Genomic DNA, 15524 nt, shown 5'->3' on the forward strand with positions numbered 1-15524 from the left:
ATAAGTCAAAGGAGCCGATATGTCCACCGAATCCACGTTCGCACAACCCATCCAGGCGACGCAGCAGCACAGCAAGCCGCTCGCCCTGCGCGACGTCACCGTCACCGACGCGTTCTGGCACACCGAGCAGGAGCTCGTGCGCACCGCCGTCATCCCGTTCCAGTGGAACGCCCTCAACGACAACGTCCCCGGCGCCGCGCCCAGCTACTGCATGCACAACTTCAAGGCCGCCGCCGCGCAGAACGCGCGCAAGAGCACCGAAGGCAAGAAGTTTGTCCCGCCGGCCTACACCTACCGCGGCTTCGAAGCCAAGCCCGAGGACCCGGCCAACCCGGATCCGGACAAGTTCTACGGCTTCGTCTTCCAGGACACCGACTTCTCGAAGTGGATCGAGGCCGTCGGCTACAGCCTCACCCAGCATCCGGACGCCGAGCTCGAAGCCACCGCCGACAAGGCGATCGACATCGTGTGCGCCGCGCAGCTCGACAACGGCTACCTCGACACGTACTACATCCTCAACGGCATGGACCGCGCGTTCCACAACCTGCGCTGGCACCACGAACTGTACTGCCTCGGCCACCTCATCGAAGGCGCGATCGCGTACTACGAGGGCACCGGCAAAGACAAGCTGCTCAAGGCCGCCGAACGCTTCGCCGACTACGTGGGCGAGTACTTCGGCCCGAACCCGGGTCAGTGCAAGGGCTATCCGGGCCACGAGATCGCCGAGATGGCGCTCGCCCGCCTCGCCGACCTGACCGGCGAGAAGAAGTACCTCGACCTCGCCAAGTTCTTCATCGACGAGCGTGGCACCGAGCCGAACTACTTCCGCTACGAAGGCGAACGCGACAAGGAGGACGGCTACACCGACACCAACTGGGAGTTCGACTACGACTACACGCAGGCCGGTGAGCCGGTCCGCGACCAGAAGGAGGCCATCGGCCACGCGGTGCGCGCCGGCTACCTGTACTCCGGCATGGCCGCGGTGGCGAAGCTCACCGACGATCCGTCGCTGGTCAAGGCCTGCGAGACGCTGTGGCGCAACATCGTCGACAAGAAGCTGTACATCACCGGCGGCATCGGCGGCACGGTGGACGGCGAGGCGTTCTCGTACGACTACGATCTGCCGAACGATTCCGCATACTCCGAGTCGTGCGCGGCGATCTCGCTCGCGTTCTTCGCGCGCCGCATGCTCGAGATCGCGCCCGTCGCGGAATACGCGGACGTGATGGAACAGGCGCTCTACAACACGACGCTCGCCGGCATGGCGCTCGACGGCAAGAGCTTCTTCTATGTCAACCCGCTCGAGGTCAACCCGTACGCCTGCCACAAGGATTCCCGCGTGCGCCACGTCAAGCCGGTGCGCCAGAAGTGGTTCGGCTGCGCGTGCTGCCCGCCGAACATCGCCCGCATCGTCGAGTCCGTGCAGGAGTATGCGTACACGGTCAGCAACGATGCGTCCACCTTGTTCACGCATCTGTACATGGGCGGCGTGGCGCGTGCGACGCTCGGCGGCGCGGAGGTGACGCTGGACGTCGCCGCGAACCTGCCGTGGAAGGGCGACGGCGCGGCGACCGTGCGGCTTGGCTCGCCGGCGACGTTTACGCTGGCGTTCCGTCTACCGGGTTGGGCGGGTTCCGTGGATGCGGCGGCCGCTGCGATCTCGGCGTCCGGCGAGGCCGACGGGCGTATCTCGCGTGAGGTACGCGACGGATACGTGTACTTCACCGGCGAATGGCATGATGGCGACGAGGTGGCGTTCGACTTCCCGATGCCGGTGCGCATGATGAAGGCGAATCCGATGGTGCGCGAGGACGCGGGTCGTGTCGCGTTCGTGCGCGGTCCGATCACGTTCTGCGCCGAGGAGCGCGACAACGGCGCGAACCTGCACCTGCTGCATGCGGACGTCGCGGCGATTCTGGCCGATCCGTCGTCGGTGAAGGTGGTGCCGTTCGCATTCCACGCGGGCGCCGCGGGCATCGACGAGAAGGGTCAGGGCGAGGTCGACGACGTGACCCGCGACATGGTTCGCCTTGAGGTGCCGGCGTGGCGTGAGCCGGTGCCGGAAGGCGCGAATGCGGAGTCGCCGGCGTTCGCCCCGCTGTACGCGGAGTATGCGCCGGCGAAGCGCGAGCCGGTCACCGCGACGCTGATCCCGTACTTCGCGTGGGCCAACCGCGGCGAGAACGAGATGACCGTCTTCCTGCACGACTGACGTTGGTTTCTCGTGACTTGTTGGTTGCTGCGACTGACGTCGGTTGCTGTGACTGACGTTGGTTTTGCGACTGACGTCGGTTGTTATGACTGACGGTATCGCACGGTACTAGCGTCAGTCACGGCTTCTCGGGTTGCTGCCCCTTCCCCTTAACGGACATACAGCCGATTCCCCTATCCGAATCGGCTGTATGTCCGTTGAATATTGTGGGCGTAGTGCGGTAGATATGGCCGTATTGCTCTGGCGTTCTCCTTTTCTCCCTAACGGACATACAGCCGATACGGGCAGGGAAAACGGCTGCATGTCCGTCGAGGGGACGGGACGCTGGGCGTCAAGGACTGATCGGCGGGGAATTCCGCCGCGTACGAACGGACATGCAGCCGATTTTCCTGCCCGTATCGGCTGTATGTCCGCTGGCGGTGTGAGCCCGCGCTCGCATCTTTCCCCTATCGTTGTCTCTGCTTATCGTGTCTCTTCTCCTTAACGGACATACAGCCGATTCGAACACGTAATCGGCTGTATGTCCGTTGAGGAGAAAGGCCGGCCGTGTTTGCGGTCCGTGCGCTTGTTCGTGCCGGACGGTTACGCTGGCGGGTATGAACGTGACGACGTGCCGGCTGACCGGCCCGGTGGAGTTTGTGTCGATCGGACAGTTCGTGTCCGGTCCGGGATGGCGGCATTCGCGCCGCGTCATCGATTCGTTCGAACTGATATTCGTGCGGCGCGGCGTGCTGCCGATCCGCGTGGGCGAGCGCGACATGCACGTCGGCGCGGGGGAGATCATCATGTTGCCGCGCGGCGTGGAACATTCCGGCACCGCAATCATCACCGATGATCTGGAGTTCTACTGGCTGCATTTCCGGTCCGATGACGTGCGTGTGATGACTACGACGAACGGTGCGGATCTGCCGCAGGACGATCATGTCGTGATCATTCCTGATCGCAGTCGTATCCCCGAGCCGGATCGTGTGGCGGTTTTGTGTGGACAGTTGATCGATCTGTACGCGCGATTCGGTCCGCATCGGAATGCGTACTGCGACTACGCCGCGACCGGACTGCTGCTGGAAATCAGTGCGCAGGAGCGTGCGGTGCTATCGACCGTGGCGTCGATGACCGCGGGGCATGACAACGACGGTGCGGCGGAGAGTGGCATCGCGGGATTCCGCGCCGACGGGCGAACGATACTGTCCGTAGATGCGGACGGCTCTGGTCGCTGGCACGGCGGATCCTACAGCGACGCACGGCACTGGCCGTTCGGCGGTCGTCCATCGTACGTCGATCACGGATCCGGTATCGACATCGGTACGCCCGCCGGCGTCAACGATGTGATTGACGACCGTGGCTCGAACAATACGGCGATCGCCGTCGATCGGACATCACCGATCATCAATGATCACGACACCGACGCTCGTGTCGACATGCGGCCGCCGGTCGTGACTCCCGGCTGGTACGGCACCGCCGGCCGACAGCAGTTCGGCCTCGCTCCCATGCTGGCCGTGCGCGCGTGGATCATGGCCAACGCGTACGACGACATCACCGTCGCCGGCATCGCGGCCCGATTCCACTATTCGCCGAGTTATCTGACCGCCATGTACAAGCGCGTATTCGGCATCGGCGTGGCCGAACAGATCACCGAATACCGCATCGATCACGCGCGCGACCTGCTGAGTTCCACCGCGTCGCCGATCGCCGACATCGCCCACGAAGTCGGCTACGACGATCCCAAGTACTTCATGCGCGTGTTCAAGCGCCGCACCGGGTTGACGCCGGGGCAGTACCGCGACGCGTTTCCGAAGCGGTTGTACAACACGCTGTGACGGCCGCGGCCGCCCGCGCAGCGGCGACACGCCGGCAGCCTGCGCACGACACGCACAATGCATTTGCGGGATGCTTGTAATCAAGCCGATCCGCGAAATGCATCATGCGTGTCGTGCGCAGGCTGCCGGCGTGTCGCAGAACATTCGCCCACCGCACATCCGATCGTGGCGGAAATGACTCACTGGGATATCCCTCAGCGAGTCATTCCCGCCACAAAAAAGACTCGCGTGGCAGAAAACGCTCGCTGACGTGACTCTCAGCGAGCGTTTTCTGCCACGAGACAGGCGTCAGGCTAGATCGATTACCGAGCCGCGGTCGATCAGCGTCGGATCCACGAACACGTGGCGCGTCGCCGCGTCCGGATGCTGGATGCGATCGATGAGCGTGTGGACGGCGACCGTCGCCAGATCCTGCGCGGACGATCGCAGCACGGTGAGCGGCCGCGAACTTGGCGTGGCGAATCCGTCGATCGAAATCAGCGACACATCGTCTGGCACGCGTTTGCCTCGCCTCTCCAACACCTGCGCGATCGCGATCGCCAAATAATCGGAATGCACAAGCATCGCGGTCACGCCGGACTCGATGATCTGATCGACGATCTCGTCCACGCCGCGTGAATCGTACGGCTGGATGCCGTCGCAGACGAACGGGCAGATGATGCGGCCGTTACTGGCGTCCACTAGCTCCCGCCAGCTTTTCTGAATGATGCCGGAGGTCGGGGTCTCGCTGAACGCCGCGCCGATACGCGTGTGGCCGTGGTTGAGAAAATGTACGGCGGCCATTCGAACACCGTATGGATGATTGGTGCGCACCGAGTCCGTATAACACGTGCCAAATGGCGGTTGATCACGTTCGATCACAATTGTGGGGATTGTGGAAGACTCTATCCAGTCCCATGCGCGCTGTCCGGATTGCGGATGCGAGTTCGGGGCGACGATCAGGCCGCACAGATCCGGGTCGAGGGTGAGCCCGGCCATGATCTCGTCGTCCGGCGAGCCCTCGTCGTAGGAGGATTCGCGCACGATCAGCCGCAGGCCGAGTTCGTTGGCGATCGTGCGCATGTGGCTGATGACTCCCGGCCAGAAGAAGCTCGGTTCCGGCAGCATCACGCCGATCGCGGGGCGGCCGGAACCGTATTCGAGCAGGGGGTGCGCCGCGGCGCCGGAAGTTGCGGCCGCCGTGCCGTTTGCGGCTTCCTGACCGGAGAGGGCGGGCGATGACGCCGTTGCGTTCGACCGTGCGGTCGAGCCTTGCATCGATGCGGTGCGCTGAATGGCGGAATGCGTCGATGATCCGCCCGGTTCGCCGTCGTCGCCGACCGACATGGCGCCGCCGCGGATGCGGCGCAGCAGTCCGGCCTTGGCCAGCTCGCCGAGGTCCCTGCGCACGGTGATCTCGGTGGTGTTGAGCAGCGCGGCGAGTTCCGGTACGGTCGCCACGTTCTGCCGTGTGAGCAGGCTCAGGATCATATCGCGACGTTCGGCGGGCAGGTAGTCGCGCTTCCCGTGGTGCGACGATGCCGCGGTGTCGGAGGATGGTGCCTTGACAGATGATCGTTTGCCGCCGGTCCGGGTGCCGCGTTTGGTGCCGCCCGCCGCGGTTGGGGTTGGATGTGCTCCGTTGCCGGTGGTTTTGGCGTTGCCGTTTGGGGACTGTGGCTGTGACATCGTTCCGCTTTCCACGTCGCACCGGCCGGTTCGTCCGTGTGCATCACGTTATGCATGTGGTCGATTGAGCGGTGCTGATCATTTTTGCTTACTGTATTGTACCTGATGATAATGGCGGTATGACGCCGTTGTTGGAAGTTGTGACCATTATGTGGTGGTCTGCCGATGATCAGAGTTGACTGTATTCGACCGTTATAGTATAGTTAACGTTAATTACAGCGTAATCGTTGCAGAAGGTACGGAGAAGTCCCGATGCGACGGTAACACCGCACAGCAGGCATTGCGCGACAGCGACGTTCTGCGCAACCGAATCAGAAAGGATGGCGGACACTATGGAACAGCACACCACCGGATACAACACCTATGACATTCGCAATCACGCGGACACGAACTCCGCCATGACCGCTTCGGTCGAAGCGGACGACTGGTCCGCCCTGTTCGCCGGTCTCGCCGCCTGATCGGCGACTGGGGGCGGCCGACGGCGGTCGGTGTTCCCGTTCTGCTCGCTAGTGCTTGTTCCCTCTTGATTTTCCCGTTGGTTTCCCTTCTGACTTTTCCGTTTCCTTAACGGACATACAGCCGATTAGTACATGGGAATCGGCTGTATGTCCGTTAAGAGGAAGAGGTTTCGGTCGTGAGTCGAGATGCCGAAGCTGGGATATCTCCTGGATGCCGCTGGTGCGTTGAGATACTGAATGTCTCACACTCCTTAACGTACATACGGCCGATTGACTGCCGTAATCGGCTGTATGTCCGTTGGGGGTGTTGGGCGTCTTGCGGGAGTGCGACTGCAGTCGAGGAGATGTTGGTTTCATGGCGCGTGTGGCATGCGTCGTGATGCAGCAGTGCTTTCCGAAAGCCATTAATTTCCTCTCCAACGGACATACGGCCGGTTTTTATGTGTGATCGGCTGTATGTCCGTTAGGGGTGGTGCGGGGTAAAGGGCGGGAAGAGACGTGTTACGGGATAAGCCGCGACGCGGTGGATGTCGTTTGCACATTGCCATTTTGCCCTCCTCCTTAACGTACATACAGTCGATTGGTGGTCAGAATCGGCTGTATGTACGTTAAGGTTTTGATGGGTGCCGCTATGCGTGGGCGGTGGCTGATCCGTCGCAGAACGTGACTGCGTCGGTGTCCGATGTGCTGCTTTGTGCCTCTACTTTTCTTAACGGACATACAGCCGATTAGTTGCCGTAATCGGCTGTATGTCCGTTAAGGGGTGGCGTGTAAGAAAGATCGTAGAACGCGCAGGATGCGTGAGGGTGCTTGCGTTTGTGTGCCTTACAACGTACATACAGCCGATTGGTGGCTGGAATCGGCTGTATGTACGTTGAGGAGAGACGGGGTGCGGTACGGAGACAGTGGTGGCTCCTCTGCGCTTCGTGGTCTAGTTCCATTTTTTCTTCTTTCCTTTCTCCCCTTCTTTCCCCCTCCTCACTTTCCTCACTTTCCTCACTTTCTCCGCTTCTTTTCCTTCTTTTCTTCTGTCGTTAACGGACATACAGCCGATTAGAGGCCGCAATCGGCTGTATGTCCGTTGGTGTGTGGTGTGTGGCGTGTGGCGTGTGGCGTGTGGCGTGTGGGGTGTGGGGTGTGGGGTGTGATGCGGAATGCGCATGGAGGAGGATTGGCGGTGTGATTTATCAAAACTGATTGAAACTGATTAAAAGTGTGTGTATAATCAAAATTGATCAAACAACAGTGCGTCGTGCGGTGCGATTGTGCAGTGATGCCGCGCGATGCGAATGATTGTCAAGGAGAAAGCAATGGCGGTCGCTCCGTTCAACGCGCAGGTCGCGCGCAATCCACTTCGTACCAAGGCGCAATGCGAACAGGCCCTCATCGACCTGCTCACCCCGGGCATGGAACTCATGATCAAGAACGGCCGCTACGGCCGCTTCCGCATGAGCGACTCCGGAGCCGTTTACAGCCAGGACCGCACCTCGTCCGAAGGCTTCGCCCGCCTCCTGTGGGGTCTCGGCCCGCTGTTCCACAACCGCGACAACATCCGCCGCTTCGGTCACTGGTGGCAGTTCACCTGCGAGAGCCTCATCAACTGCACCGATCCGACCCATCCCGACTACTGGGGCGGCGAACTGACCGACTACGACCAGCTGTTCGTCGAAATGGGCGCGATCACCGCGTTCCTGTACGAGACCAAGTCCGAATTCTGGGACCACCTGACCACCAAGCAGCAGAACAACATCTTTGACTGGCTCGAGCAGGTCAATCACAAGGTCCTGCCGAAGACCAACTGGCTGCTGTTCCGCACGCTCGTCAACAGCTGGTTCGCCGACAACGGTCACCTCGACCACGCCAAGCTTGTGCAGGACGACTTCGACATCACCAACTCGCACTATCTGGGCCACGGCTGGTCGTACGACGGCTACGTCAACCAAATCGACAACTACATCCCGTTCGCATACCAATTCTTCACACTTGTGCTCGTCGGCCTGACCAAGAAGAACGGCAAGCAGGAGCAGCTGCTCAAGGAGCGCGCCACCGCGTTCGTGCCGAGCTACGCGAACTGGTTCACCTCGGGCGGCGCGTGCCTGCCGTACGGCCGCAGCCTCGACTACCGCTTCGCACAGGCCGCATTCTGGGCCGCCGCCTCGTTCGCCGGCGTCGAACCGCCGGAAGGCTGGTCGATCGCCGATTTCAAGCACCTGCTGCTCAACAACCTGCGCTGGTGGTTCTCGCAGAACATCTTCCAGTCCGACGGCCTGATCCCGATCGGCTATGCCTACCCGAACATGAACATGGCCGAGGGCTACAACGGCCCGGCCTCCGCCTACTGGGCGCTCAAGACGTTCATCTTCCTGTGCATCCCCGACGACGACCCGTTCTGGCAGGTGCGCGAGGCCGAGGACTTCAAGTTCGAGCCGCTCAAGAAGCAGCCCGAGCCGCGCATGCTCGTCGCCCACAGCGCCACCGGCCGCGAGGTGCAGGCGTTCACCGCCGGTCAGCACAGCCACGAGCACGCGCACGCCAACGCCAAGTACGAGAAGTACGTGTACTCCACCACCTTCGCGTTCTCCGTGCCGAAGGCCACCGTCCTGCTCAAGCAGGGCGCGTACGACAGCACGCTGGCGGTGAGCGAAAGTGATCATTACTGGCAGATCGCGTACGGTTATGAAGATTATGCGATCCATGACGAGTATGTGTACTCCGAGTGGAAGCCGTGGAAGGACGTCGATATCAAGAACTTCGTCGTGCCGGACATGCCGTGGCACGTGCGCGTCCACGTGATCGACTCCGCGCGCGAGCTGCATCTGGCGGAAGGCGGCTTCTCGCTGCCGGACTACGGCGAGACGATCGAGACGGGCACGCCGAACTCCGTGTTCTACCGCACCGAGCAGGGCATCATCGGCCTTGTCGGCGCGGACGGATTCGACGTGGAACTGTCCACTCCGGAGCCGAATGTGAACATCCTGTACCCGAAGACCCGTATCCCGATGCAGACTCGTGTGATCGAGCCCGGCAGGTACGTGTTCGTCTCGCTTTACCTCGGCGACGCCGAGGGCGAGTCGCTTAACGTCGACGGCAAGATCGCGGTGCCTGAGTTCCATCTCGACGGCAACGTGCTGACCGTCGGTCACAAGACCGTCACGTTGACCGAACTCGCGTAACGCAGCGCACGCACCACACCCGTTGTGGCAGAAAACGCTCGCTGAGCCACGGCTCAGCGAGCGTTTTCTGCCACAACGGGTGTGGTGCGGCGGCATCATCGACGGGCGACCGATGCAAACGCACATCATTGATAATGATTTTGTGCGATTTTGGTAGAACGTGGTTGAAAATGTTATGTCGTGATATACTGGTGAAGGAGCTGGGACGATGTGAAGACATCGCGCAGACAACGCGGCGACGTGAAGGAAACGTGACGTCCTCGCAGTCCCGATCATGATGACAAGGAGACTATCATGACGACCATTCTGGTCACCGGCGGTGCCGGATACATCGGTTCGCACACCGACGTCGAACTGCTTGAGCAGGGCTACGACGTCGTCTGCGTCGACAACTACTGCAACTCTTCGCCGAAGTCGCTCGAGCGCGTCGAGCAGATCACCGGCAAGAAGGTCAAGGCCTACGAGGGCGACGTGCGCGACGAAGCCTTCATGGACAAGGTCTTCACCGAGAACAAGATCGACTGGGTCATCCACTTCGCGTCCCTCAAGTCGGTCGGCGAGTCCGTCGCCAAGCCGATCGAGTACTACGACAACAACCTCAACAGCACCATCGCACTGCTCAAGGTCATGCGCAAGCACGACGTGAAGAAGATCATCTTCTCCTCGTCCGCCACCGTCTACGGCACCCCGAAGGAACTGCCGATCACCGAGGAGACCCCGACCGGCGGCACCACCAACCCGTACGGCACCACCAAGCTGTTCGAGGAGCAGATCCTGCGCGACGTGCACGTGGCCGACGACTCGTGGACCGTCGTCATCCTGCGCTACTTCAACCCGGTCGGCGCGCATCCGTCCGGACTCATCGGCGAGGACCCGAAGGGCATCCCGGCCAACCTCACCCCGTACGTCGCCAAGGTCGCCATCGGCGAGCTCAAGGCCGTGCAGGTCATGGGCGATGACTACGACACCCCCGACGGCACCGGCGTGCGCGACTACATCCACGTCGTCGACCTCGCCAAGGGCCACGTCGCGGTCATCGGCAAGATCGACAAGCCGGGCGTGTACACCTACAACCTCGGCACCGGCCACGGCTACTCCGTGCTGCAGGTCATCAAGGCGTACGAGAAGGCCGCCGGCCACGAGATCCCGTACGTGATCGTGCCGCGCCGCCCCGGCGACATCGCCGCGTGCTACGCCGACTCGTCCAAGGCCGAGCGCGAGCTGGGCTGGAAGGCCGAGCTGGGCATCGACGACATGGCCGCGTCGTCGATGAACTGGCAGACCAAGAACCCGAACGGCTACCGCGACGCCGAGTGACGTTGCGGCCGGCCGCATAGTCGATCGCTGACGGGCTTGCGTCCGTTTAGTGGAAATCGGCTGATGCGGTTGCGACCGTCCGTGAAATACGTAACGCCCTGCGCTGGGATTGTTTCCAGCGCAGGGCGTTTTTCGTATGTGCTTGCTGGCGGCCGGGAGACGGATCGCGTGCAATTCCGGCGATTCGCCCCGCTGAGAGTCGGTTTTGCGGGGCAATTTGCTGATGGGGTCGGTGATGTGCCTCGCTAGGGCTGGTTTGTGCGGGGCGGATCGGTGATGAGATCAGGGTGCCGCCTTGATGAGCTGGGATGAGTGAGCTGCGATGCCGTGGGAATGTCGTGGTTTGAGAGTGAACTGATGCACGGAAGGATGATCAAAAGTATTCGAATATGATTATTTGTGATTGAAGGTGCGCAAATGACGATATACCGTGACGCCAAGTCCGAGGAAACCGACGAGATCGTGGATCTCATCAACTACGCGTTCGGCATGCAGACCCAGAAGATCCTCGCCAAAGCCTATGCGGAAAGCGGCGCGACGCTCGCATCCCGGCACAAGGTCGCCGTGGACGAGACGACCGGACGCATCATTGCTTCGGTCGGCGTCTACCCGCAGACCATGACGGTGGGCGGCAAACAGCTCAACGCCATGTTCCTCGGCTGCGTATGCGTGCACCCGCGCCGCCGCGGCGAAGGCCACATGGGCAAGCTCATCGAAATGTGGCACGACGAACTGCGCGCCAAAGGCAACACCGACCTGATGGTGCTGTGGGGTCTGCGCCACCGCTACGCGCACTTCGGCTACACGCCCTGCGGCTACGATTACACCTACTCGGTCAACCAGTCCTGCGCCAAGCACGCGCTCGCCGCAGTAGACGCATCCGGCATCACGTTCCGCACGCTGTTCACGCGGGACGGCGACGCGCAGCTCGCCGACCAGCTCAACCGCGCACGTCTGGTGTACGCCGAACGCCCGCTGCCCGTCATTGATCGCATCTGCACGTATCTGAACAGCGAGGCGATCGCGATCGACCGCGACGGCCAGTCGATCGGCTATCTCATCCGCGCGCTCGCCGATCCGAGCGTCGTGCGCGAGATCGCGTTGACCGACCCGGCCGACGCGCCGGCCGTCGCCAAGGCGTACCTCGCTTCGCTTGCCGTCTGCCGCAAGGACGCGTTCACCGTGCGTGTCTCGCCGACCGACGCCGCGATCAACGAGCAATTCGCCACGTTCGGCGAGAACACGACGATCGGATGCCTGTGCCGGTGCAACGTCTTCGATTACGCGACGGTGATCGACGCCTACCTGTCGGCGGCTGCGCGCCTGTGGCGGCTTGAGCCGGGCCGGCTCAGCGCCGTGCTCGACGGTCAGCCGGTCACCGTCACCGTGCATGATCTCGAGGCAGACGATAACGGTCGCATGATCGCCGGGAATGATTCCGGCCGTGCGAGCGTTCGTCAGTCCGTCGCGGTCAAGCGCATCGCCGATCCGGACGCGCCGCATCTGTCTCATATGGACGCGCAGGATCTGTTGCTCGGCCTTGGCGCGCGTTTCCGCCGTGATCTGCCGGTCGCGCCGGCCGGTTGGTTCCCGCTGCCGATGTGCTGGTACTGGCCTGATCTCAACTGACCGATCGGCGCGTGCGCCGGCGACAGTTGCATTGCAATGCCGGTAGATGGGAACGTGACGATCAACTGACCGTCGCGCTCCCGCCGACGGCAGTTCAAAGTGATCAAAAGTGATAAAAAGAGATTATTTCGGACTGTCGCAGTGCACAGTTGTGTATAATAGTGATCGTTTGGAGTTCCTATCGCGATCCGAATGATCGAATCGCATACGATATCGCCCATATCGCACAACAACACGAGGGAGTGATCCTCATGACTGAGGCCCGTAATCCATTCGCATACGAATACTGGACGCGCACGACCGGCGACCTGACCGACCGCCGCAAGCCGATCGCGACGCCGGTGATCGAAAATGATCATAACGGCGCACAAACCGTCGTCATCGACCCGACCCGCCGCTACCAGTACTGGGAAGGCTGCGGCGCGGCCATCACCGATTCGTCCGCGTCCCTGTTCATGCAGTCGATGACCGCCGAACAACGCCACGCGATCCTCACCGAGATGTTCGATCCCGAGCAGGGCGGCTTCTCGTCCGTGCGCATCTCCATCGGCGCCTGCGACTTCTCCAGCCAGCAGTACTACTCCTACGACGACCTGCCGGAAGGCGTCGTCGCCGACGCGGGCCTCAACTACTTCTCCATCGGCGAAGGCGAGCCGGGCGCGCCCGACGCGACCAAGGACCTCAAGAACGTCATCCCCGTCCTGCAGGAGATCGTCGCGATCAACCCGGCCGTCAAGATCATGGCCTCCCCGTGGTCCGCGCCGGCGTGGATGAAGACCTCCAACCGACTCGACGGCTCCGGCCGCCTGCGCCTCGGCGAATTCGTCGGCAACGGCTACCGCTATCAGGACACCATCGACTACGTGTACGCGCAGTACTTCGTCAAGTTCATCGCCGCATACGCGAAGTACGGCATCCGCATCACGTCCGTCACCATGCAGAACGAGCCGAGCAACGGCTGCCCGTGGCCGATCACCGTGTGGACGCCCGAGGAGCTCGCCAAGTGGGGCAGCGAATACCTGCGCCCCGCGCTCGACCGCACCTTCCCGGACGTCGAGATCTACTTCGGCGACGACTCCTTGCGCTTCTACCAGCGCCCGGTGAGCGAGTACATGACCCCCGTGCAGGCCAACGCGTTCGCCGGCGCCGCGTTCCACACCTACTCCGGTCTGCCCGAGTGGATCCACAACGGCACCCGCCAGTTCCCGCAGTGGAAGGCCGCGATGACCGAACGCCGCTGCATGCTCGACGAAACCGTGGACGAGGCCAGCCATGTCATGTTCGGCGAGATCGGCACCTGGCTCGTGCGCAACGGCATCGGCCTGATCAACCTGTGGAACATGGCGCTCGACGAACAGGGCTTCCCGAGCTGGGCTGGCACGTCCGGCCGCCGCGGCGTCATCACCATCGACTCGTCCACCGGCAAGGTCAAGCGCAACCTCGAATACTTCATGCTGCGCAACTACGGCCAGGACGTCACTGTCGGCTCGCAGCGCGTGTTCTCCACCAACCGCACTCCGGACGGCCGTCACGGCGGACTCGGCTCGGTCGCGTTCGTCAACGATTCGACCGGCGATCTCGCGGCGATCCTGTACAACCCGACGGGCGAGGACATCGAGGCCGCGGTGACCGTGGCCGGCGAGGGCGCGCGTTGGCAGAAGGTCACGGTTCCGGCGTACGGCACCGTGAGCCTGCACAAGTCGCAGCATCCGGTCAACGAGTCCGAGGCCCCGGCCGACGACGAGTTCAAGATCACCTACACGCCGCACCCGGCCGACGACCACGACGAGACGCTGTTCTAAGCACCCGTCCGGGCGGGCGCCTCGGCGTTCGTCCTCTGTGTGGTTTGCATGCCGCCCGTCGTCCATCGTGCGGCATGCAAACCACATGTTCTCGTAACGGACATACAGCCGATTACATCGTTGAAATCGGCTGTATGTCCGTTACGAATGTATGGGTATGGGCGCATGAAGGTCCATGACTACCGCGCGATGCCGATGCTGTCGCGTTCCACGAAATGCGAGTCGAACATGATCGGCCGCCGGTTACGTGGATCGTTGGTGTGCCGCACCGCCGCGAGCACCTCCTCGACCGCCGTCTCGCCCGCCCGGTACCGCGCCAGATGCACCGTCGACAACGTCGGCGTCACGAGCGCGCCGAGCTGAATATCGTCGATCCCGACCACCGACACATCGCCCGGCACCGCGATCCGCCGCGCCTGCAGCGACGCCGTGAACCCGATCGCCATGATGTCGTTGTACGCGAGCACCGCGCTCGTCGGATTCTGCACGAACGCCTCGCCACACAGGAATCCGCCATGGAACGTCGGCTCGCTCGCACCGATGCGCCGCACGCGCACGCCATGCCGTCCGCAGATCGCGGTCAATGTGCGCCACCGCACGCCGTCCTGCCACGACGACTCCGGTCCGGCCAGATACGACAGCGACTCGTGGCCGAGCTGCGCGAGTCGCGTGATCGCCTGTTCCATGCCGGTCGTCGGGTCCGCGATCACCGACTGAATGCCCTGGATCGACCGGTTGATCGCGACGAGCGGCTTGATTTCCGCGAGTTTGCGGATGCCGGCGTCCGACAGTCGCGACGAGGCGAGGATGATGCCGTCGATGTGCCGGCTGGCCGATTGCAGCGCGGCCTTTTCGAGCTTGTCCGTCTCCTCCGAATCGATGACCATAAGGCCGTAGCCGTTGCGCAGACACTGATGCTGGGCGCTGCGCGTGTAGTCGGCGTACACCGGGTTGCGCAGGTCGGCCACGACGATCGCGAGCAGACCGTTCGGCTCGTCGTTCGCCGTTGCGGTCTGCGCGGTGATGGTGCCGGCGCGGTAGCCCAGTCGTTCCGCCACCTCGCGGATGTGCGCGGTCGTCTCCGCGCTGACCCGGCCGGGTCGTGCGAACGCGCGCGAGACGGTCGACGGTGCGACGCCCGCGGCCTCGGCCACGTCGCGGATCGTCACGCGCGCGGTGCGGTGCGGGCCGGGGGCGGACGTGTGCTGGTGTGCTGACTGCACTGGCTGCGCCGTCTGATGCGCAGATTCCTGCGTGAGTTGGTGCGCTGACTGGTGCGCGCGGTCGTCGATCATGAATGCCTCGTGTTTCCGACGTTGGATGGTGAGCGGTGTTGTCTACGTACATCGTACTGCCAGTCGTTGCCGTTTGTTGCCAAATGTTGCCGTGCGCTGTCGTGGCGTGGCAGAAAACGCTCGCTGGCGTACCGCTCAGCGAGCGTTTTCTGC

General features: G+C 62.7%; 9 protein-coding genes. 7 read left to right on the forward strand and 2 right to left on the reverse strand.

Annotated elements, in window-relative coordinates:
* Positions 1-19 precede the first annotated feature (19 nt).
* Both DSM100688_RS09075 and DSM100688_RS12115 read left to right on the forward strand, forming a co-directional pair.
* Positions 20-2212: a glycoside hydrolase family 127 protein gene (locus DSM100688_RS09075; protein ID WP_152358780.1), complete on the forward strand. Its 2193-nt coding sequence runs from the start codon at positions 20-22 to the stop codon at positions 2210-2212.
* A gap of 596 nt (positions 2213-2808) precedes the next feature.
* Positions 2809-4029, forward strand: a complete 1221-nt coding sequence (locus tag DSM100688_RS12115; RefSeq protein WP_239519369.1) for an AraC family transcriptional regulator — start codon at positions 2809-2811, stop codon at positions 4027-4029.
* A gap of 288 nt (positions 4030-4317) precedes the next feature.
* Here DSM100688_RS12115 and DSM100688_RS09090 read toward each other — a convergent pair whose 3' ends face one another.
* The gene (locus DSM100688_RS09090) at positions 4318-5697 is read right to left on the reverse strand and encodes a substrate-binding domain-containing protein (protein ID WP_152358781.1); all 1380 of its coding nucleotides are present in this window, start codon (positions 5695-5697) and stop codon (positions 4318-4320) included.
* A 332-nt stretch (positions 5698-6029) separates the two neighbouring features.
* On the opposite strand from DSM100688_RS09090, the gene DSM100688_RS12230 reads away from it, so the two are divergent.
* The 5 genes from DSM100688_RS12230 to DSM100688_RS09110 all read left to right on the forward strand — a co-directional run bounded on the left by DSM100688_RS12230 (position 6030) and on the right by DSM100688_RS09110 (position 14076).
* Positions 6030-6155: a hypothetical protein gene (locus tag DSM100688_RS12230; RefSeq protein WP_275575905.1), complete on the forward strand. Its 126-nt coding sequence runs from the start codon at positions 6030-6032 to the stop codon at positions 6153-6155.
* Positions 6156-7465: 1310 nt separating this feature from the next.
* On the forward strand, positions 7466-9328 hold the full coding sequence (locus tag DSM100688_RS09095; RefSeq protein ID WP_152358782.1) for a DUF2264 domain-containing protein: 1863 nt from the start codon (positions 7466-7468) through the stop codon (positions 9326-9328).
* 294 nt (positions 9329-9622) lie between these two features.
* A complete protein-coding gene (galE, locus tag DSM100688_RS09100) occupies positions 9623-10645 on the forward strand; it encodes a UDP-glucose 4-epimerase GalE (RefSeq protein WP_152358783.1) in 1023 nt (340 codons plus the stop codon).
* 417 nt (positions 10646-11062) lie between these two features.
* Positions 11063-12274, forward strand: a complete 1212-nt coding sequence (locus DSM100688_RS09105; RefSeq protein ID WP_152358784.1) for a GNAT family N-acetyltransferase — start codon at positions 11063-11065, stop codon at positions 12272-12274.
* Positions 12275-12525: 251 nt separating this feature from the next.
* Complete coding sequence (locus tag DSM100688_RS09110; protein ID WP_152358785.1) at positions 12526-14076, forward strand: glycoside hydrolase family 30 protein; 1551 nt, start codon at positions 12526-12528, stop codon at positions 14074-14076.
* A 179-nt stretch (positions 14077-14255) separates the two neighbouring features.
* Here the strand turns inward: DSM100688_RS09110 and DSM100688_RS09115 are convergent, their stop codons facing one another.
* The gene (locus DSM100688_RS09115; RefSeq protein WP_240811857.1) at positions 14256-15299 is read right to left on the reverse strand and encodes a LacI family DNA-binding transcriptional regulator; all 1044 of its coding nucleotides are present in this window, start codon (positions 15297-15299) and stop codon (positions 14256-14258) included.
* Between the last annotated feature and the right edge of the window lie 225 nt (positions 15300-15524).

Origin of the sequence: Bifidobacterium ramosum (assembly GCF_009299505.1) — a bacterium.
GTDB classification, from domain to species: domain Bacteria; phylum Actinomycetota; class Actinomycetes; order Actinomycetales; family Bifidobacteriaceae; genus Bifidobacterium; species Bifidobacterium ramosum.

Coding starts and splice junctions, on each gene's coding strand:
- DSM100688_RS09075 (WP_152358780.1), top strand. CDS start 20: ATGTCCACCGAATCCACGTTCGCACAACCCATCCAGGCGACGCAGCAG.
- DSM100688_RS12115 (WP_239519369.1), top strand. CDS start 2,809: ATGAACGTGACGACGTGCCGGCTGACCGGCCCGGTGGAGTTTGTGTCG.
- DSM100688_RS09090 (WP_152358781.1), bottom strand. CDS start 5,697: ATGTCACAGCCACAGTCCCCAAACGGCAACGCCAAAACCACCGGCAAC.
- DSM100688_RS12230 (WP_275575905.1), top strand. CDS start 6,030: ATGGAACAGCACACCACCGGATACAACACCTATGACATTCGCAATCAC.
- DSM100688_RS09095 (WP_152358782.1), top strand. CDS start 7,466: ATGGCGGTCGCTCCGTTCAACGCGCAGGTCGCGCGCAATCCACTTCGT.
- galE (WP_152358783.1), top strand. CDS start 9,623: ATGACGACCATTCTGGTCACCGGCGGTGCCGGATACATCGGTTCGCAC.
- DSM100688_RS09105 (WP_152358784.1), top strand. CDS start 11,063: ATGACGATATACCGTGACGCCAAGTCCGAGGAAACCGACGAGATCGTG.
- DSM100688_RS09110 (WP_152358785.1), top strand. CDS start 12,526: ATGACTGAGGCCCGTAATCCATTCGCATACGAATACTGGACGCGCACG.